This is a genomic window from Paenibacillus sp. EKM211P (assembly GCF_011066175.1).
GTDB lineage: Bacteria > Bacillota > Bacilli > Paenibacillales > Paenibacillaceae > Paenibacillus > Paenibacillus polymyxa.
The window spans coordinates 54843-75104 of record NZ_JAAMNS010000018.1; the positions used below are offsets into that span (position 1 = coordinate 54843).

19 protein-coding genes and 1 pseudogene are annotated in these 20262 nt (G+C 43.5%); 4 read left to right on the plus strand and 16 right to left on the minus strand.

What is annotated here, in order from left to right; genetic code table 11:
- Positions 1–52: 52 nt before the first annotated feature.
- Genes ssuE through G9G57_RS21520 form a run of 3 tightly spaced genes read right to left on the minus strand, consistent with a single transcriptional unit; the run spans position 53 to position 2240 of the window.
- The gene (gene ssuE, locus G9G57_RS21510; RefSeq protein ID WP_164965528.1) at positions 53–583 is read right to left on the minus strand and encodes an NADPH-dependent FMN reductase; all 531 of its coding nucleotides are present in this window, start codon (positions 581–583) and stop codon (positions 53–55) included.
- 17 nt (positions 584–600) lie between these two features.
- Positions 601–1941 (minus strand): LLM class flavin-dependent oxidoreductase, encoded by a 1341-nt coding sequence (locus tag G9G57_RS21515; RefSeq protein ID WP_164965529.1) that lies wholly within the window; start codon positions 1939–1941, stop codon positions 601–603.
- Between the two features lie 29 nt (positions 1942–1970).
- The gene (locus G9G57_RS21520) at positions 1971–2240 is read right to left on the minus strand and encodes a glutaredoxin family protein (RefSeq protein WP_013370895.1); all 270 of its coding nucleotides are present in this window, start codon (positions 2238–2240) and stop codon (positions 1971–1973) included.
- A 271-nt stretch (positions 2241–2511) separates the two neighbouring features.
- On the opposite strand from G9G57_RS21520, the gene G9G57_RS21525 reads away from it, so the two are divergent.
- Positions 2512–3381 carry a DUF421 domain-containing protein gene (locus tag G9G57_RS21525; RefSeq protein WP_019687077.1) on the plus strand — a complete coding sequence of 290 codons (870 nt, stop codon included), beginning with the start codon at positions 2512–2514 and terminating at the stop codon, positions 3379–3381.
- Positions 3382–3501: 120 nt separating this feature from the next.
- On the opposite strand, the gene G9G57_RS21530 is transcribed toward G9G57_RS21525, so the two are convergent.
- On the minus strand, positions 3502–3831 hold the full coding sequence (locus tag G9G57_RS21530) for an antibiotic biosynthesis monooxygenase family protein (RefSeq protein ID WP_164965530.1): 330 nt from the start codon (positions 3829–3831) through the stop codon (positions 3502–3504).
- Between the two features lie 131 nt (positions 3832–3962).
- Between G9G57_RS21530 and G9G57_RS21535 the strand changes: the two genes are divergently transcribed.
- A complete protein-coding gene (locus G9G57_RS21535; RefSeq protein ID WP_164965531.1) occupies positions 3963–4829 on the plus strand; it encodes a LysR family transcriptional regulator in 867 nt (288 codons plus the stop codon).
- Here G9G57_RS21535 and G9G57_RS21540 read toward each other — a convergent pair.
- Entirely contained in the window at positions 4826–6022 is a 1197-nt protein-coding gene (locus tag G9G57_RS21540; protein WP_164965532.1) for a GTP-binding protein, read from the minus strand. The two genes, G9G57_RS21535 and G9G57_RS21540, sit on opposite strands and share 4 nt — an antisense overlap.
- A 183-nt stretch (positions 6023–6205) precedes the next feature.
- Between G9G57_RS21540 and G9G57_RS21545 the strand changes: the two genes are divergently transcribed.
- The gene (locus G9G57_RS21545) at positions 6206–7186 is read left to right on the plus strand and encodes a DMT family transporter (RefSeq protein ID WP_164965533.1); all 981 of its coding nucleotides are present in this window, start codon (positions 6206–6208) and stop codon (positions 7184–7186) included.
- A 69-nt stretch (positions 7187–7255) separates the two neighbouring features.
- Here G9G57_RS21545 and G9G57_RS21550 read toward each other — a convergent pair whose 3' ends face one another.
- From G9G57_RS21550 to G9G57_RS26060, 6 genes are all read right to left on the minus strand, one after another.
- On the minus strand, positions 7256–8230 hold the full coding sequence (locus G9G57_RS21550; RefSeq protein WP_164965534.1) for an aldo/keto reductase: 975 nt from the start codon (positions 8228–8230) through the stop codon (positions 7256–7258).
- A 272-nt stretch (positions 8231–8502) separates the two neighbouring features.
- On the minus strand, positions 8503–11178 hold the full coding sequence (locus G9G57_RS21555) for a YhgE/Pip domain-containing protein (RefSeq protein WP_113050554.1): 2676 nt from the start codon (positions 11176–11178) through the stop codon (positions 8503–8505).
- A gap of 446 nt (positions 11179–11624) precedes the next feature.
- Entirely contained in the window at positions 11625–11798 is a 174-nt protein-coding gene (locus tag G9G57_RS21560) for a hypothetical protein (protein WP_164965513.1), read from the minus strand.
- Between the two features lie 309 nt (positions 11799–12107).
- Positions 12108–12737, minus strand: coding sequence for a sugar O-acetyltransferase (locus G9G57_RS21565; protein ID WP_017428360.1), 630 nt, complete (start codon positions 12735–12737; stop codon positions 12108–12110).
- A gap of 69 nt (positions 12738–12806) precedes the next feature.
- The gene (locus tag G9G57_RS26055) at positions 12807–13355 is read right to left on the minus strand and encodes an MATE family efflux transporter (RefSeq protein WP_232795417.1); all 549 of its coding nucleotides are present in this window, start codon (positions 13353–13355) and stop codon (positions 12807–12809) included.
- A 101-nt stretch (positions 13356–13456) separates the two neighbouring features.
- Entirely contained in the window at positions 13457–14182 is a 726-nt protein-coding gene (locus G9G57_RS26060) for an MATE family efflux transporter (protein ID WP_238799332.1), read from the minus strand.
- 120 nt (positions 14183–14302) lie between these two features.
- Here G9G57_RS26060 and G9G57_RS21575 point away from each other — a divergent pair, with 120 nt between their 5' ends.
- Positions 14303–15193: an AraC family transcriptional regulator gene (locus G9G57_RS21575; RefSeq protein WP_019687072.1), complete on the plus strand. Its 891-nt coding sequence runs from the start codon at positions 14303–14305 to the stop codon at positions 15191–15193.
- Positions 15194–15390: 197 nt separating this feature from the next.
- On the opposite strand, the gene G9G57_RS21580 is transcribed toward G9G57_RS21575, so the two are convergent.
- The 5 genes and pseudogenes from G9G57_RS21580 to G9G57_RS21600 all read right to left on the minus strand — a co-directional run bounded on the left by G9G57_RS21580 (position 15391) and on the right by G9G57_RS21600 (position 20244).
- Positions 15391–16191: a Cof-type HAD-IIB family hydrolase gene (locus G9G57_RS21580; RefSeq protein ID WP_017428357.1), complete on the minus strand. Its 801-nt coding sequence runs from the start codon at positions 16189–16191 to the stop codon at positions 15391–15393.
- A complete protein-coding gene (locus tag G9G57_RS21585) occupies positions 16184–16372 on the minus strand; it encodes a hypothetical protein (RefSeq protein ID WP_113050553.1) in 189 nt (62 codons plus the stop codon). The genes G9G57_RS21580 and G9G57_RS21585 overlap by 8 nt, the downstream gene beginning before the upstream one ends.
- Before the next feature lie 172 nt (positions 16373–16544).
- Positions 16545–16844 (minus strand): annotated as a pseudogene (locus tag G9G57_RS26065) (transposase); the annotation flags it as partial.
- A 203-nt stretch (positions 16845–17047) separates the two neighbouring features.
- A complete protein-coding gene (locus G9G57_RS21595) occupies positions 17048–17656 on the minus strand; it encodes a DUF2062 domain-containing protein (RefSeq protein ID WP_016821089.1) in 609 nt (202 codons plus the stop codon).
- Positions 17657–17790: 134 nt separating this feature from the next.
- Positions 17791–20244 carry a glycogen/starch/alpha-glucan phosphorylase gene (locus G9G57_RS21600; RefSeq protein ID WP_016821088.1) on the minus strand — a complete coding sequence of 818 codons (2454 nt, stop codon included), beginning with the start codon at positions 20242–20244 and terminating at the stop codon, positions 17791–17793.
- Between the last annotated feature and the right edge of the window lie 18 nt (positions 20245–20262).

Here is a 20262-nt window from a genome sequence, read left to right on the forward strand (position 1 = left end):
TTTGTATCATAAAACTCACTGAACGACCTGTCAATGGAAATATTGAAAATATCTATAACTTTAACAGTTCATTTAGTTCTTTAACCGAACGGTCCAATCGTACAACCAACTCTTCGGACAATCCATATGCTCCACCCGGCAGGCGCTCGACCCACTGATCCACCGCATACACCCCACCAAGAATATGTCTTCCCCCCAGCGCGTTGAGCACCGGCTTCAGGGCGTAGTCAATGACCAGCAGATGGGCCAGTGTACCGCCGATAAATAAAGGCAAGACAGGCTTCTCTCTCAGACCTTCCTGCGGAACCAGATCCAGAAATATTTTCAATAGCCCTGAATAGGCGGCTTTATATACTGGCGAAGCCACAATGACGGCATCTGCGTCTGCAAGCAACGCAAGCGATGCTGTGACGTCGGGACTACTAAAGTTAGCTTTGATCAAATCCTCAGCTGGCAAGTCGACCACATTCAGTAATGTAACCTCTGCTCCAGCCTCCCGTAACTGCTCAGTTGCATAGTGAATCAAGCCGTACAAACGGGATTGTGTAGATGGACTGCCTGATAGGATGACAACCTTGGACATCTCATTCTCTCCTTCTGTTATGCGTCAACTTTCACTTTGGATCTGGCTGCTGTATAACGATTCTCAGGAATCGGTACGCCCAGGTTTTCACGCAATGTGCTAAATTCATAATCCTGACGGTAAATACCGCGCTCCTGCAAAATAGGCACAACTAGATTTACGAAATCATGTAGGCCCGTTGGCACGTCGGAACCGATAATGAATCCGTCTGCGCCTTTTCCTTCAAACCACTCTTGCACTCGATCCGCCACCTGCTCAGCAGTCCCAATAAAAGAGGTTCTCGGCGTAGCTGAACGTAATGCAACCTCACGCAGGGTCAAATTCTGCTCTTTGGCTGTTCGTTTAATTTTATCTGTACCGCTACGGAATGAATTACTGCCAATACCATCAAGCTCAGGGAATGGCTCATCCAGCGGATATTGTGAGAAATCATGATGATCGAAGAAACGCCCCAAATATTTTAACGCAGCCTCGATCGTTACTAGATTGGTAATCTCCTCATACTTGCGTTCCGCTTCCTCTGGCGTACTGCCGATAATCGGCGAAATGCCTGGCAAAATGACAATATCCTCTTCTGATCTGCCATAGCGCACCGCACGTTCCTTCACATCACGGTAAAACTGCTGCGCTTCCTCCAAGGTTTCATGTCCTGTAAATACAGCATCCGCTTCCTTGGCAGCCAGGTTTTTGCCATCTTCTGAGGAACCCGCCTGGAAAATGACCGGCTGTCCCTGCTTGGATCGTCCAATGTTCAGCGGGCCCTGCACAGAGAAAAACTCACCTTTGTGGTTCAGTGTATGCAGCTTGTCGGGATCAAAGAATACGCCGGCTTCCTTATCACGAACGAACGCATCCTCTTCCCACGAGTCCCATAGTCCTTTGGTCACCTGCAAATATTCATCGGCAATTTTATAGCGCTGTGGATGCGATGGATGCTCCCCTTTGTTAAAGTTAAGAGCAGAACCTTCCAGCGGGGAAGTCACTACATTCCAGCCTGCACGACCTCCACTAATATGATCAATGGAAGAAAACTGGCGTGCTACCGTGAACGGTTCGCTATAGGAAGTCGACAATGTGCCGACCAGTCCGATATGCTTCGTCACCCCAGCCAAAGCAGACAAAATCGTAATTGGCTCAAAACGGTTCAGAAAGTGAGGAATGGATTTTTCGTTAATAAACAAACCGTCTGCGATAAATACGAGATCAAACTTCCCTTCCTCTGCCTTTTGCGCCTGCGTTTTATAAAATTCAAAATTAACACTGGCATCCGCCGGTACATCAGGGTGGCGCCAAGTCGTCATGCTTCCCCCAACACCGTGAATTATCGCACCCAATTTAATCTGTCTATTCTTAGCCATGGCTCTTCCACCTCTCCTGAATATAATTGTTATACCGCTTGATTATAACTTTCCAGCACTTTACCCAGCTCTTCCAGATCCGGGTTAAGAAGTGCTTCATATTTGTTATCTCCACCTATCTCTACGACAGGAACATAGCGAATACCATATTTGGTCTCCAACACATCACGCAGTGCATCATTACCGTCCACTTGGATATTTTCATACGGCTGATTTTGGGATTCTAGGTACGATTTGATCTCTCCACAAAAATGACAGCCGGTTTTGCTCCACACTACAACTTTAGGTTTGGATGACATATACATACCTCCGCGAGTTTAATGTTTATAATCCCGATTGATTAAATATGAATTATATCTATAATGTATCCTGCTCCCTCCTTTCCGTCAATCGCTTGACTAATAGACAATGGTAATTGAACGATAGAAAATTTTAATTTTATATTGCATTGAATCGGATAGGTGACAGCCTGTTATTTAAATTTGGGTAGATTAGAGTTTAAATGGGACTTGGCGCGGACATCCTTGGAATAGTAGCGCCCTTATGGCGAAATGAAATGAGGTTGGACAAATGCAGGAATGGACCATTGTAGCTTTACGTACGTTATTAGCCATCGTTATTCTTTTTGTGATTACCAAGATTCTCGGAAAACGTCAGGTATCACAGCTTTCCTTGTTCGAATATATAACTGGAATCACCATCGGTAACTTGGCTGCTTCTATCCCTTTGGAACGCGAATCCTCCTGGTACTTGGGTACTGTATCGTTAGCCGTATGGGTACTGACAACACTTGGCATTGAATTTTTGCAAATTAAAAGCAAGAAAGTCAGGGATTTATCAGATGGAAAGACGACAGTCCTAATCAAAGACGGCAAAATTTTAGAGGATAATCTGAGAAAAGAGCGACTCACCCTGGATGAACTCATGGAACAGCTTCGAAGCAAGAATGTATTCAAAGTAGCTGATGTAGAATTTGCTCTTATGGAAACTAGTGGCGAAGTCAATGTGCTGTTAACCAAAGACAAGCAGCCTGTGACGCTTAAGGATCTGAATATGCTGCAGCTACCGGAGAAGGAACCTACAGCAGTCATTATGGATGGACAACTTATGGAGCAACAAATGGCATACATGGGGATTACTCAGCAATGGCTGGATGCCAAGCTAAAGGAAAAGAGTCTAACGGTCAAAGATGTGTTTTTTGCCCAGGTGGACACACAAGGAGAACTATATATTGACCAATATAGCGATAATGTACAACAATCCAAGGTACAGGACTCTAATCAAGCCGTGCTGACTCTATTAGAACAGTGCACTACTGAACTGCAAAAGCTCGCATCTGGCTCCAGTGAGCAGCAAAGAAAACAACTATACGAACAATGCTCACAAAGTTTGAAAGAAGCTATACAGGAGATGAAGCCGGTAAATACATCTAACTCCTAAGCATATACACATAGCCCGTAAGAGTATAAGCATAGGAACAAAAAAAGGAGCGTCCTGCCAGCCGTTTATGGCTTGGAAGACGCTCCTTTTTTGATGACATAGCCACTGTGCATTTCATGTTTACACTGTAAAAAAATAATCTCGTTCTACCTTGCTCACTCTTAAACCGAATGCTGTATACCACTCGGATTTCCCTTTCTCCTGTGCTACCTTGTGCAGCTCGTTATCCTTCCAATGTTTTATAGCGTCCAAGGACTCCCAATAGGACACTGTGATGCCCACTCCGTTTTGGTCACGAACACTTTCCACACCTAGAAAGCCAGGTTGCTTGGCAGCCAGTTCCACCATTTTGTCCCCCATCTTTCCGTATCCACCATCCCCTTCCGAACGTTCAGAAGTAAAAATAGCTGCATAATAAGGGGGCAGTGGTGTCTTTGCAATTGAACTCATAGGTACCTCCCAGAAATTAATGATTAATCGGCATTTTTCTCAAGTTCGATTATAACCACAAAGCTGAGATAAAAAAAATGAATATATGTGATACTATGTATGAATATATTTCATTCTAAGTTGGAGGACATATGAATTTGTTTAAATATAAGGTCTTTCTTAGCGTAATAGAAGCAGGAAGCTTTACCAAAGCAGGAGAACTTCTCAATCTTACACAATCCGCTATTAGCCATGCCGTTTCCGCTTTGGAGCAGGAATTGGGCCTGACTCTTTTAATTAGAGGACGTTCAGGCATCCAATTGACCAGCAACGGAGAACGTCTGATGAAGCATTTCAGAGAAATCATACAAATGAATGAAAAGCTGTATCAAGAGGTCGCCCTCATCAAAGGATTGGAAACCGGAACTGTAAAGATAGGCACATTCTCAAGTGTATCCATCCATTGGTTGCCTGGGATCATCCAAAAGTTTAACGAGCAGTTCCCACTTATTGAACTAAAGTTGCTTGACGGGAACTACCATGACATTGAAAATTGGATAGCCAGCGGAGAAGCTGATTTTGGCTTCGTTAATTTGCCTACTCTCGATGGACTGGAAGTATTACCGTTAAAAAAAGAAAGAATGCTGTGCGTACTTCCATCTAATCATGTGCTTCGGGAGCAAACAAGCATACGTGTGGATCAGCTTCTCCATGAGCCCTTCATTATGCCGGCTTCAGGCTGTGACACAGATGTACAGAGAATTTTTTCCCAGCATAAGCTTGTTCCGAAAATCAAATATGAATTAGAAGATGATCATGCCATTATGGCTATGGTGCAAAATGGCCTGGGCGTAAGTATCCTGCCCGAAATGATTTTAGTTCAAAACCCTTATGAAATTTGTATTCTGCCCTTGGATGGACCATATTTCCGTTCCGTTGGTATCGCTACTGTCTCCTTAAAGAACCTGGCTCCAGCCGCCAAAAAGTGTATGGAGTTTATTACTGAATGGATCAACTAGTTTCTTCCTGTTGTCCAAGGCAACGGATTCTCAAAGCGTGACCAGTCCATTTCCATTTCGCTATCGTTCAGCAGACATTCATCTAGCTCTTCTTCCAAGTTCAGCCGATTCATTCCGATACCGATCATAACGATTTCGTTCAAGCGGTCTCCCCATTGCTCATCCCAATGGTCTAGAACCTCAGGGTTGGCCGCGACGATTTCCTGCTGTTCTTCTTCTGGCAACGCCGCAAGCCAGCTTCCCGCTGGACCAAATTGAATAGATGGCCCTGCCTGGCTGATACTCGCTGCCCAATCCTGGGGGGCTGCAATCCAGGCCAAACCCTTGGCGCGAACGATTTCCTCCGGCCAGTAGCTCATAAATTCTGCCAATCTTGCAGGATGGAACGGTCTTCTGCGGCGATAAACAAAGGAGTTGATTCCATATTCGTCCGTCTCCGGTGTGTGGCTTTCCAGCTCCAGCTCGCGAATCCATCCAGCGGATTGACTAGCTTTGTCAAAGTTGAACAGCCCCGTATTTAAAATGTCCGTAGGCGTGACCTTTCCCTTGGAGGTGCGAATGATTCGGGCTTCAGGCTGCAATCTCCGCAGCACACCCTCCAGCTTGTCCAGCTCTGCGGGCTGAACCAGATCGCACTTATTCAGAATCAATACATCACAAGTTTCAATCTGGTCAATTAGCAAGTCCGAGATATCACGTGTGTCATCTTCTCCAGTAGCCTGCTTGCGATCCAGCAGCGTTTCTCCTGATTCAAAGTCATGCCAGAAACGGTACGCATCGACTACAGTCACCATACAATCCAGTTTTGCCAGCGAAGCTAAATCAATGCCTGTTCCTTCATCAGCGTATGTGAAGGTTTGAGCGATGGGTACGGGTTCACTGATGCCTGTAGATTCGATTAATATATAATCAAACTCACCTTGTTCCGCCAGCTTCTTGACCTCAAGTAATAAATCTTCACGCAATGTACAGCAAATACAGCCATTAGACAACTCGACCAGTTTTTCTTCTGTTCGGGACAAGCCGCCCTCTTTTTTAACCAGCTCGGCATCTATATTCACTTCACTCATGTCATTAACGATGACTGCTACTTTCATTCCGTCTCGATTGTTTAATACATGATTCAGAATCGTCGTTTTTCCTGCACCCAAATACCCGCTCAACACGGTTACCGGGATTGGTTTCTTATTCATTGCTGGTGCACTCCCTTTAATATTGGTTTATTATTATTTTAATCGTAATTATTACTATTAAATCAGCATTCAGAAATATACATTATTCCTTTTGCTTTGTCAACTGTAAAGAAACTCTTGAAATGAATGATCTTGAGTCATTAATATGAGAAATAACGACACTTAAAGAATTAGGAGAATGCTATGCGCTCAATCTGGTTAGGTGTGTTTGCAGCTTTCTTTTTTGCTTTTACATTTGTTCTCAATCGGTCTATGGAGCTGTCTGGGGGAAGCTGGATCTGGAGTGCTTCGTTACGTTATCTGTTTATGGTTCCTATGCTGTTTGTCATTGTCATGGCCCAGCATAAGCTTAAGCCTCTGTGGAAAGTTATGAAGGAACAACCGGGAAGGTGGCTGTGGTGGAGCTTCATCGGATTTGGTTTATTTTATGCTCCGTTATGCTTCGCATCGGCATATTCACCGGGTTGGTTGATCGCAGGAACTTGGCAAATAACCATTATTTCCGGTTCTTTGCTTGTTCCTTTATTTGCTGAGGTTGTCCATACGGAGAACGGACCTGTCAAAGTGCGAGGAAAAATCCCTATCCAAGGACTATTGATGTCTCTGATTATTTTAATCGGAATTATTGTGATGCAGGTCGAACAGTCGCAATCTATTTCTACTCAAGATTTTTTATTCGGTATATTGCCTGTCATACTGGCTTCTTTCGCATACCCTTTAGGTAATCGTAAAATGATGGAAGTTTGTGCGGGGCGGTTAGATGCCTATCAACGTGTGCTCGGAATGACTATAGCCAGCCTGCCTTTTTGGTTATTGCTTTCGTTATACGGGGTTTTTAGCACAGGATTGCCAAGCAAGGATCAGACCATACAGTCTGCTCTGGTGGCCGTGTTCTCAGGGGTCATTGCTACGGTTTTATTTTTTAAAGCTACAGATCAGGTACGTGGAAATATGCAAAAGCTGGCCACAGTAGAAGCCACACAATCGCTGGAAGTGCTTTTTGCACTAATGGGGGAATTAATCTTTTTGTCTATCCCCATCCCATCTGCTTGGTCATGGCTGGGAATGTTCATCGTCATCCTTGGTATGAGTCTGCATAGCTATGTATCACATCAAAAAACGACTGTTCAGCAAATACGATCTCAAAAGGCAGATTCCGTTTAGTGCAAAAGCAGCAGATCATAGAAGAGGCTAGTGATCTGCTGCTTTTTGCCGATTTATGATCAATCCATATTACCAAGCGTAGGCTTCTGGTGCAGGTTTTCCCGGACCCGGGAAAATCTCATCCAGCTTGGCAAGCACATCTTCACTTAATTTAACCTCAGGTACCCGCAGCGTATCCTCTAACTGTTCTAATGTACGTGGTCCGATAATTGGAGCCGTCACGGCCGGATGAGATAGCACCCAAGCCAGGGCAATCACGTCTTCCTTTTCGCCCAGCTCGCGGGACAACGCTGCAAATTGCTCCAGCTTCGCACGATTCTGCTCTACCTTTTCCTTGGCACGTGCGCTGCGGGAACCAGTACCTGCTAATGCATTGCGTCCCAGCAGTCCGCCCGCCAACGGACTCCATGGAATCACACCCAGACCCAGCTCTTGAGCTGCCGGTAATACTTCAAGCTCAGCTGAGCGTTCGTTCAGGTTGTACAAATGCTGCTCCGATACCAGTCCCAGAAAACGCCGTGCCTTCGCTTCGGCCTGCGCCACCGCAATGTGCCAACCCGCAAAATTACTGGAACCGATATAGCCAACTTGTCCCCGATCCACCACGGACTCAAATACGCCCCATAGCTCATCCCATGACACGTTGCGGTCAATGTGATGCATTTGATATAGCTCTATATGGTCTGTTTGCAGACGTTTCAGCGACGCATCCAAATGACGGCGAATTTTGTATGCAGATAAGCCCGACCCTGCATTGGGTCCGTCATTTTCATTTTTCATGTCTCCATATACCTTGGTTGCCAATACGACCTTCTCGCGTCTTCCACCACCCTGTTGGAACCATCGTCCGATAATTTCTTCTGTCCAGCCTTTACGGTCATGGCCATATACATTAGCCGTATCAAAGAAATTAATGCCCGCATCCAGCGCGGCATCCATAATTTTAAAAGCATCCTTTTCTTCAGTTTCCGGTCCGAAATTCATTGTGCCTAGACATAACCGACTAACCTTCAAGCCTGACTTTCCTAAGTATGAATATTCCATACTATCTCCCGCCTTTGCTTAAGGATTTTTTGAAAATTCCGAAAAATTGCATAAAAAAAGACCGTACCTACTTCATTCACCAGAATAACCCCCTTTGAAACACCCCAAAATGCATTTGAAAAGGTAGATAGCGCATGCAAAAAAGCCTCCGCACCATGCCGAAGCATTACATGCGGAGGCCACCCCTACATACTACACGCCGAATGTTAAGAAAGTGACTTTATGGCGGAGCCGCTCACCTCAGCCACCGTAACTCACTCTCTTTTTAACAATCAAGGAATTAATTTTGTTTCTTTCGCTCGCTCTGCCATTTTCTTCGTATGCTTGCTGAGCGGCTTCTTAAGTACTAATCCAAACAAGAAGCAAATTCCGATAAACACAAACAGCATCACTACATCTCGTGTTACCGTTGAAGGCAACATTCCTCCTACCGTTTCCCGTAGTAGACTAACCGCATAGGTGAACGGTACGAACGGATTCAGGGTCTGAAAGAAAGCTGTACTCGTCGCAATAGGAAATGTGCCCCCTGAACTGGAGAATTGGAGCACCAGCAGGATGACTGCCAGACCCTTCCCGATATTGCCGAACACCGAAACCAAAGTATAGGTCATGGCCGTAAACACTAGACTGATCAGCATAGAGGAGAGTACAAATGCTACTTTGGCATCCACATATGTTCCCAACAGGAACAAATCACCGAGAGATACGCTCAGCGCCTGAAAAATACCAATTGTAGAAAACGTCATGAGCCGTCCAAAATACACCTGGTAGCTTTTATATTGACCTTCCGGGTCATCCACATCTACCCTGAACATGGAGACCAGCAGCATCGCACCTACCCAAATCGATAATGTAGTGTAAAAAGGTGACATCGCAGAACCATAGTTAGGAATCGGATATATCCGCTCCTGCTTCAGTGATACCGGACTACCGAGGAAATCACTTTCCTTTTTTACATCTCCCTTAAGCAACGCAATAGCTCTTCCGAGGGCATTTTCGCCCTTAAGCTTACGGATCGTGTCTGCTGCCTGACGTATGGAATCCTCGGCAGCAGGAAGATCGGTTCTGACAAAATTGGCTACCTGGTGTACCGCTTTTTCAGCTTCAGGAAATTTGTTTTCAATCAAATCCGCCATTTTAACAAACTGTTGTTCCGCTTTCGGCAAATCATTACGTACAAAGTCTGCCGCCTGATGAATTTTACTTTTAACCGTAGGTAAATCGTGCTTCACGAAGTCTGCTGCTTTGTTCACAGCATTCGTAAACTCGTCCATGCGTCCCTGAATCGTCGTAGCGGCTTCATGCAGCTTTTGGCGATATTGTGGCAAGTCCTGCTGGAGACGTGTTAGCTCTTGCTGGCCGAATTCAGCTGCGGCCTGTGCATCATTTAATAGCTTATCAATATTCGGGAGCTGTTCTTGAGCTGTGGTCAACACATTGGCAGAATTGCGGGCAACAGATTTGATTTGATCCAGCGCTTTTTGAATGGCAGGAGCATATTCCGTATCATAATTGTCCAAAATGCTGTCAATTCCGCTACTGATTTCTCCTGCAAGGCGGTCAGCATCATCCAGCAGATTTTGGGCAGGCTTCTCACCACGCTGAATAGCATCCCCAATGCTAGTGACCGTGCTATTCAATCGGCGGAAGCGATCCTCTACCCCGTTTACCCGGGAAATAAGTGAATTCAGTGGCTGGCTAGGCAAATATCCGTTCACACGGTTCAGCAGTTGAGAAATATGGTCCAGCACACCTACGGCAGTCGTGAGCCTACCGCTAATCCGATTCGCCGCAGCTTGTGCTGCTTTAGGATCAAAATCCACACCACGAATGATGCCTGTAATCTGTGAAACTTCATTCGCAATTTGTTGAACCAGCTGTAAATCTTCTTTAACTATGGTTCCGATCGAATCAAGCGCACCTTCGTTTTTATCCAGAAAGTCAAGTATACCAGTTGTAAAATCCTTGCCTGTATCGGCTATTTTCTGTACTTCCGGCAGTGCTGTCCGGGCAGCATTAATGACCTTTAGGGCCGTTTGCGTGTCCTCCAAGGCGGTAGCGAGTGCACTTTCTACCTTATTGAAATTCTGATCCAGCTCAACAATTCGATCACCGGCTTTTTGAATATCGGGCAGTTTTTTTTGTATATCCAAAATAACTGCGGCCACCTTGTCCAGCTCAGGCAGGTTTTTGTCAATTTTAAGCACTAGGTCGCCAGCACGGTTGATTTCAGGGATTTTTTTCTTCAATGCAATGATCTTTTGGCCCTGAGCCTTAATTTTCGGTAAATTCTGCTCCAGCTCTAATGCCTGCTTACCCAACCGATCGATATCAGGCAACCGATTATTCAGCTCCAACACCCGATTTTCAATGTTGCGAATCGTCGGCAACTCCTCTTCCAGCTTTACTCCGGCTTCCTTTAATTTCGTCAAAACCGCCTGGCTGGCCGTTTCAATAAAGTTTTGGCTAATTTGGTTTGTCAGAGAGGTTGCCCCTGAAGAAGTAATTTTCGGAGCGACCGCGTTGATTTTTTCATTCACAGCATAATCAATCTCCGGCTTCTGCGGATTTTCTGTAAGCACACTCGTAATTTTCTCTGAAAAATCTTTTGGGATCAGCAGGCTGGCATAATAATCACCGTTCAGCACCCCTTTTCGCGCTTCCGCTTCATTGACAAAAGTCCAACCCAGCTTCTTGTTATTTTGAAGGCTATGTATAACCTCGTCGCCGATATTAATCTTTTTACCATTTACCTCAGCACCCTGATCTTGGCTGGTTACTGCAATTTTAATACCAGATGTATTCGCATATGGGTCCCACATTGCTTTCAAATTCACCCATGCGTAGACGGAAGGCAAAAGAATGATGCCAATGACTAATAAAGTCCCGGTCGATACTTTGAATACATTTTTCCAGTCTGTTAAGTAGATTTGCCATATCTTCCGCAACTTCACCACTCCTCATATGTACATTAACCTATCGTCCAGTGTTGTATGCACACGTATTGTAAACGATTTGAGCGGCTGAAGCGAATGTAATAAACGAACTCCATTTGCAGGCATAGCCTCCAGCGAATAAAAAGCATCCTATTTATTGATTTGGGGACTCCCCCCCATTTGTGAGACAGGGATCAAAACATTGGTTCTTCGCCTTTTCGATACCACCTCATTCATGTTTGTAGCTGTGCCTTATTCTTTATTCCCAGTTGCTCCATAACCTCTCTTATCGAAACTCTTGCCAATCTCATTTCAATAGCTTTCATCTTTGTTTCTAAGGATAACTCACTCTCGTTGCCAACGTAAAAACACCACCAAGGTTATCTTCATATCTTACGACATGGCTTGATTCTCTTGAAGGTGTTTTGATTTGTCTCACGTTATGAGGGCTGTTCCTCTTAAGCTGAAGGCAGTTCTTTCTTTAGTTTGCGTCTTAGTTTATATTTTGCCAGCAACATATAAAGAGACGGTACCACAAATAAAGTCAGAAGTGTAGAAAACAGCAAACTGCCAGTTACCGCGATTGGAATCATGCAGCCGACCACGTTGATCGGTTGCCTTTTAAGTTTCATTGAGTTATCGTCTCCCGTTAGCTTAATAATGCATTGCTATCGATTTGATACAATATGCTGATCATTTTGATGCGCATCTTCATTAAAGTAATGTTCAAACTGTTTTTCCATTTTATCGGCTACCAAGTTTGTGTGGCGTGAATGCACAATTGCTGTAATGACAAAATAAAGGGAAACTATTGTTAGAAAAAAATAAAGTATATTCATCGAAAAACCCCTCTCAGAAGGTAGATGATCGAAGATTGTATGGTTCCATTTGACTTTATGTGAGCTGCATTTTTATTTTATAAAACTATTGGTCACTTTTTCTTACCATTCAACTTGATCAAAACGCATGTCTTTATAGTAGAACTCCCTATCATGATCCGTAATCTCACGAAGAACTCTGCATGGATTTCCAACAGCTATTACATTCGCAGGGATATCCTTGGTTACCACACTACCAGCACCAATTACACTCCCTTTGCCAATCGTGACTCCTGGAACAATAATCGCTCCGCTCCCGATCCATGCCCCATCCTCAATGACCACTGGTAATGCAAACATCCCGCCTTCTTTGCGCTTTTCTGGATGTACAGGATGATTCGTTACAGCAATCGTTACATTCGGGCCAAACATGACATCATTCCCAATCGTAACTTTATAGTCGTCAACCACGGTTAGATTGAAATTGATATATACATTATTTCCTACGGTCGTATTTGAACCATAAGACATGCGAATTGGCGGCTCCATCCATACATTTTCTCCAATGCTTGCAAAGAGTTGTTTCATTAACGTTTTGCGCATTTCAACATCATCCGGATGCAAATTATTAATTTCATAGCATATTGCCTTACCACGCTGGCGTGCTTTCGCCAACTCTGCAGCCTCTTTCGGATAATTAGCATCGTGATCTGTAAATAATTGTTTGCTAGCCATTCGTTCTTGGATATTCATGCAACATTCTCCCTTATAAATGCTTGTATTTATTAGAGTAAATTGCACAACCCTTAGTTATGATCAGGTTTATGCAAAGTTTCTAGTTATGTTGTTAAGCCACTTAAACTGTCGATATCGAATAAAAGCAATGGGTAATTTAATCATCTCGTCTAAGCTGATGACGATATACAAAAAGATAGGCGGCACTTGCCAAACAAAAGCACATAGGTAACTAAGCGGCAGAATAATAAGCCACATGACAACAGTGTCGCACCAAAATCCAAATTTGGAATCCCCACCAGCCGTAAATATACCCGCTATAGTTGTGGAGTTTAACGATTTGGCCATACAATAATACGCACTAATGTAAAGCATTCCATCTAGGTAACTTTGAGCAATTGAATTCAAATTGACGATGGAGTATACCAATGGTTTAATGAACAGAATCGTGCAGCCTGCAATAACTCCAAATATCAAAGCATAAAAACACATTTTGTTGCCCGCATGCTTTGCCTTCTCGATGTCACCCTGTCCCAAATACTTTCCAACAAGTACAGAGCCTCCAGTAGCTATGCCTCCACAGAGAACAACTGCTAGGTTTTTAACTACAGACGCTATCGAGTTAGCTGCTACCATATCGGAGTTCACATGGCCAATAATTGCAGCCGTAGCGGTAAGAGCTCCTCCCCATACAATATAATTCCCCTGTACAGGCAGAGTATATTTTAAGAAATCTTTTAATAAATTTCGTTGATGCCATCACGTACAGGCAAACGAAAACGAATGCCCCCCTTGGTTACGGAGTGAATCATACAACATACTAGTTCAATAATCCGTGCTAAAACCGTGGCAAGAGCTACTGCGGAAATGGCCAGTTCGGGTCTTGATGGGAATAAAATAAAAATGCAAAAGGCATTGAACAAAATGTTTAAGATCAAACATAAGGAGCTAATCCACGCACTGAGTTTTGCATTTTCCATACTTCTAATCACACTGAGATACATCTGCGATATTCCCATCACGAGATAAGAAAAGGAATTCATTTGTAAAAACTTAGAGCCATATTGAATCAGTTCAGTATCATTGGTGAATAAATACATAAGTGCCTCTGGAAGAAAGAAGGAAGTCAAAAAAAACAAAATGGAGATACAAAAGGAGAACATGCAAGCAATACTAAGAATGCGCTGTATGGTTGGTAAATCCTCCCTTCCCCAGTATTGCGCAGTCAGGATACTTGCCCCCGCTGACATCCCCATGTAAAACAATGTTAATGCAAAAGTAATTTGCCCTGCGAGTGATACGGCTGACATTGCAGATTGACTAATCATACCCAGCATAAATACATCAACGGATATCACGGTTGCTGATATTAAATTTTGTAATGCAATGGGAATGACGAGCATCATTAACTCTCGATTAAAATCACGATTGCTAGATCCTCTAAATTGTATACGGTTTCTCACCTATACCCTGTCCTCTCGTTGATTTCCACAATATAAGAATAGGATAGTATCATTGTTATTTCCATTAAAATTGGCTATAATTTTATAAAAATCGTATATATTCAAAGGATGATTTTGTTGATGACAAATTTAGAGGTGTTTTCTGATTTATCAGAACGTTTAAATTATAATATTCCTGATTTACCACTTTACGTAAGAAAGGGAAGCCTTCATCAATTTAACAATCATACAGCAGTAGCGCATTGGCATGTGGACGTGGAGTTTATCTACGTATTAAAAGGAGCGATGGATTTCTCTGTTAATGGAACTATCACTCGATTGCAGCAGGGAGATGGACTTTTTGTGAATAGCCAACGTTTGCATTTCGGTTATTCTCTTGCAGACCACAACGATTGTTTATTCCTTGTCATCGTCATTCATCCGTCTATCCTTGGTGTAAAGCCTTCATTTGTTCAAACATACTGGGGGGATAAGTTTAGTTTAATGATGGATGATTTTGTCGTGCTTACAAATCAGATTGATTGGCAGCAAAGAATATTACTTTCCATTCAAGAAATCTATCAGGAAATGCACAAGGACCATACTCCTCCCAATCCGCTTCGTCTGGCATCACAAGCTTTATCTTTGTGTGCTACTATAGGGGATCATTTGCAACCCATTTCTGGGCAATCTGGAGTATTGACACATGTTCAGGAAATGACTCGTTTCATTCATCAAAACTATGATCAAAAAATAACTCTTGAGGAGATCGCATCTGCAGGAGCTGTTTGCAGAAGCCGTTGCTGTACATTATTTAACAAATATGTGGGCCAGACGCCCAACAACTATGTCACTCAATATCGCCTTCAAAAAAGTTGCGAAATGTTAAAAGAAACACGAAGATCCATTAGTGAAATCGCACTTGCCTGCGGTTTTCAAAGTGCTAGCTATTTTTCGTCCATTTTCCATAAACAGATGGGTGTAGTTCCGCAAAATTATCGAAAACAAGTTTCGAATAACGATTCAACTTGAATGGAAGTAATACAAGCTGTTTTGGAATAATATGGATTACAACAGTCTTTCAACTCAAATATTATTTTGTCAAAAGCGTAATATAGAAATTCAAACAATAAGGAGTACGGGCACTGCAACTCAAATAATAAAGAGCGGGGCAATCACACCATTGCCCCGCTCTTTTACAGAATGCAATACCATTTGACAGACAAGGGTCACTGCAAATCCAGTATTTTTTGAATCGTGAGAAGAACACCATTTTCTTCGTTTGACTTAGTAATGAAGTTTGCTGCCTTTTTAGTATTTTCACAAGCATTACTCACTGCAAAGCTGTATTTCGCGATTGCCATGAGTTCCACATCATTCTCGCCGTCACCAAATGACATTGTTTCCTCGTATGTGACGCCCAACATTTCTTGCAGTTTCTTTACTGTCTCACCTTTATGCGTATGCAATGCCGTGATATCCAGCCATCTAGCCTCAGAATCAACAATATAAATTTGTCCACCCAACGTATTCTCAACATGTGCTCTTAATGCTGTACTTCGCCCCTCCGTGTCGAAGACCGTGATTTTGATAAAACGGCTATCTATGTTTGCAAAAGAGTCTGTTTTTAATACACGTTCATAGGAGCCTTTAACAACTTTATACATATCTTCTGAAATGGAAGAATGAACGTACGCAGCATCACTTGCACATACAATAAGCGTCATATTGTTGTCGAAGTCTTGAATTTGATCAATCGCCTGTAGAGCTAGATCCCGATCAATACTAAACTCTTTAACCACTTGGCCATCTTTTTTAATTCGAGCAGCACTGTCACCCAGTATCCAAACTCCCTTGCCATGTTCGTCAAACAATTTTTCAACACGTTCACATTGTTTACCTGTACATGCGACAAATGTGACTCCTTTTTGCTGCATCTCTCCATAAACTTTTTTGAAAAGTTCGACATCGTACTGACTTTTATTGTTCAGAAATGTTCCGTCTAGATCCGTGACTACAAGTTTAATCATACTTATGCCCTCCAGTTTTTTGCTTGTCTTTTTTGTCCTTTTGATTAAAATGATCTACGTGTTTCACTTGCATGTTTTCCACAAGAATTTGAATTTTTTGCGAATATACAATTGCGCTGATGATAAAATACGAACCTATCAAAATGCATGTGGTCATTATAATTCCCACTAATATTCCCATGAATATTCGCTTCCTGTGAAGTTCATAAAGGTCTTTTTTTATATACTTTATAATGAATGTTTAAAAAGTATCTAAAAAAATTCAAAACGAGTTGGTAACATGCTTATCTATGATCTCTCGCTACAAAACAAGATTAAAATATGTAACTGGTTTCATGTCAATAAATTAATTTCAGTACATCAGACTTTAGCGTGGAATGAAACGATTCGATAGGGGCATAATCAGCAGGTGTTCCTTTACGGGACATGCTCATGGTCATGCCTTTTCCCTTTACTACAGCTTGATAAGCCTGTGACGTATATACGCTTCCCTGAACGCTGTGGAGCAGCATGCTTGTCTATTTTGGAAGTTGATTCAGCGTATCCACAACCAAGGACGTATCTTGCTTGTCCGCTATACTGTAAGCCACAGTCTACCCATTGTACAGGTCTAGAATGCTAGAGAAGTACAATATCTTTTCGCCAAACGGTAAATTTTTCCCACAACAGTAGTGGTGCCTTTTTTAAGAATGTATATTCGTTTTTCTATATTTTTATGGTATATCCATCCAAGTTAATCCCAAAAAGAGACATACACATAATCCTTAGACGTGGCATAAAAGTAAAGATTTGCTTAACCCAAAAGAAGCCCCTCAAAGCCTAAACGATAGGCTCAAGGAGCTTCTGATGCACAACATTATCCATTCTTCAGCAATCTGGTCGGCGAAAATCCTGCGCCATGACGCAGTTTCCGCTTTTCCAACCGTTTGTGCAGCGAACGGTTATACAGAACCTGAATGACAAAATACGAAATTATGCCCAGCACCACACCGAAAATAGACATGCCGATCAGGATGTGGAGGCCTCCGTGCAGTAAGTCTCTGAATACAGACCAGTTGCCGTGGAAAAGCTCCATAAAAGAATGCTCGTGAAGTCGACCGCCCCTGACATGTACCGGATAATGTGATGGATAAATCCAAGCTCCCAGTTGCTTGGCGAATGGCATCAGTACAATCGGCAAAAAGGTCAGCTTGCCGACAACGTTACCCACAATGGCGGCAGGCAGCGAACCACCGGACAGCCGAACAATCGGGTAAAACACGAGGTATACGAGAGAGGCCGTGGAAATTACGATCATCTCCAGACCAAAGCCAATGGCGAAGCCCAAAGAGATCTTTTTAACTCCACCAGGGGCGCGCAACAGCTTAATAAAATTCAGACGAATCGCCCGCCATATATTTTGAAACACATTGTATTTCTTCCTTGATTTATGAGGTTTGAGCCTTTTCGGATTGAACTTTATCAATAGGAGGACTCCTTCAACAGTACAAATTCAAGTTTAGGAATGAGTTCAAATAACTCCCCATCCTTACTTAGTCTATACTGTCATTATAACCCTCAGCGTTCGAAAAGCAATGCTATTCCGCCTGTTTCGCTATTTTAGAACACAATTCGCTTATTGACATCGCTGGATAGAGGTACAAGGTCCCAAATCTCAGCCGCGTATTGCTGGATTGTACAATCACTGGAGAATTTCCCGGAATGGGCCATATTTACAATAGCACGTCGTGTCCACTCCGAAGGATTGCGATACACCTGTTCAATATGAACCTGCGTATCTACATAAGCTGCAAAATCCTTAAGCACAAAGTATTCATCATTATGATCAATCAGAGATTGATAAATGGCCTCAAATTCCCGTTCATGCCGCGTAAAAGGTGCATCGTTTACCAGTTGATCCAGCACTTCACGCAATCTTTCATCACTGTTAGCTGTTATGCGTGCCGAATACTGTCCATTCCGATAGTAGTCCTCAATCTGATCTACCTTCAATCCAAAAATGAACATGTTGGCATCGCCTACCATTTCATGCATTTCAACATTAGCTCCGTCCAATGTACCCAGTGTGAGCGCGCCGTTCATCATAAATTTCATGTTCCCTGTGCCTGATGCTTCCTTGCCTGCCGTAGAAATCTGTTCACTGACATCCGCCGCAGGAATAATCAGCTCCGCCAGCGAGACCGAATAATTTTCAAGGAAAACGACTTTCAGCTTGTCCTTAACATCTACATCCCGATTGATCGTGTCCGCCACATTATTTATGAGCTTAATCGTCTGTTTAGCTAGAAAATAACCAGGGGCTGCTTTCGCGCCAAAAATAAATGTGCGTGGCGTAACATCCAGCGCAGGATTACTTTTGAGCTGGTTATATAGATGCATCACATGCAAAATATTGAGCAGTTGTCGCTTATATCCGTGCAACCGTTTGACCTGTACATCAAAAATGGAGGATGTATCGAGTCGTACGCCCTGTTTTGCAAACACATGCTCAGCAAGCCTGACCTTATTATTTCGCTTAATCACCTGAATCCGTTCTTGGAACGATTCGTCCCCACTGTAGCGAAGCAGGTCAATGAGTTCGCGTGGACGGGTTCTCCAGCGTGTACCGATAGTCTCATCATACAAGCTTGCCAGCTCCGGGTTGGCATGCATCAGCCAGCGTCTATGGGCAATTCCGTTTGTTTTATTATTAAACCGGTCAGGATACAATTCATGAAAGGACTTCATCTCTCGTTCCTTCAAGATTTGCGTATGCAGTGCAGCTACCCCATTCACACTGTAGCTGCCGACGATGGCCAAATGAGCCATACGAATTTGTTCACCATGAATAATCGCCATTTCACCAATTTTGATGTCCTGACCCGGATAACGCTCTAATAGCATAGCACAATAACGTTTGTTCATTTCTTCAATGATCAAGTAAATCCGAGGAAGCAGTTCTCTCACCATGTTGACGGGCCATTGTTCCAGCGCCTCACTTAATATCGTATGATTCGTATATGAAACGGTCCGTGTCGTAATATCCCATGCTTCGTCCCACCCCAAGCCTTTCACGTCCATCAAAATACGCATCAGTTCCGGTATAACCAGTGTCGGATGGGTATCGTTAATGTGCAGTGCTATTTTATCAGGCAATTGACTGTAAGGTAAACGAAGCTTCTCAAACGTACGCAAAATGCTCTGTAATCCGGCCGAGCAGAGGAAATACTGCTGCTTCAAGCGAAGCAGCTTACCCTCATAATTGGAATCATCCGGATAGAGAAATGCCGAGATGGACTCTACCGATCGATTGTAATCGAGAAAGCGGTAATATCCGCCCTCGCCTCGAATCGGTCCTCGAACGGGATCAAGCGCGGATTCCGCACTCCAAATCCGTAGCGTATTCACCTGCGCATGACCATAGCCGACCAGCGGAATATCGTAAGGGACGGCCCAGACCGTCTCGGCATCCTGTGTCTCGAACACAAGACGCCCCTCCTGTTCACGAGTTTCCACACGTCCCCAAAAATGAACCTCGACCTTTTTGTCAGGACGACGTTCCTCCCATACATTCCCTTTCTGTAGCCAGTAATCCGGCAGTTCCACCTGATTTCCGTCTACAATACGCTGCTCAAACAGGCCATATTTATATCGAATCCCGCAGCCATGCCCTGCATAGCCAAGGGATGCTAATGAGTCCATGAAGCAAGCCGCCAGACGGCCGAGGCCCCCATTGCCTAGCCCTGCGTCTGCTTCCTGTTCCTCGATTTCCTCCAGATTCCATCCCAATTCCCCCAATGCCTGCCGAACCATATCCAATACGCCCAAATTCAGCAAATTACTGCCCAATAGACGACCTATTAAAAATTCCAATGAAAAATAATAAATCTGCTTCACTTGTCCTTCTTTGTAGGCTTGGTTCGTTTCTGCCCAATTCTTGCCGACTTGTTCACGAATCATGCCGCCCAAAACCTTATATACGTCTTCCGACTGAGCCTCCTGCATCGGTTTACCCAGTCTTCCGACTAGTTGCTCTCGAAAGGCCTGCTTAAATGCTTCTTTATTGCTGAACAAAGTGGTACCTCCTGTTAA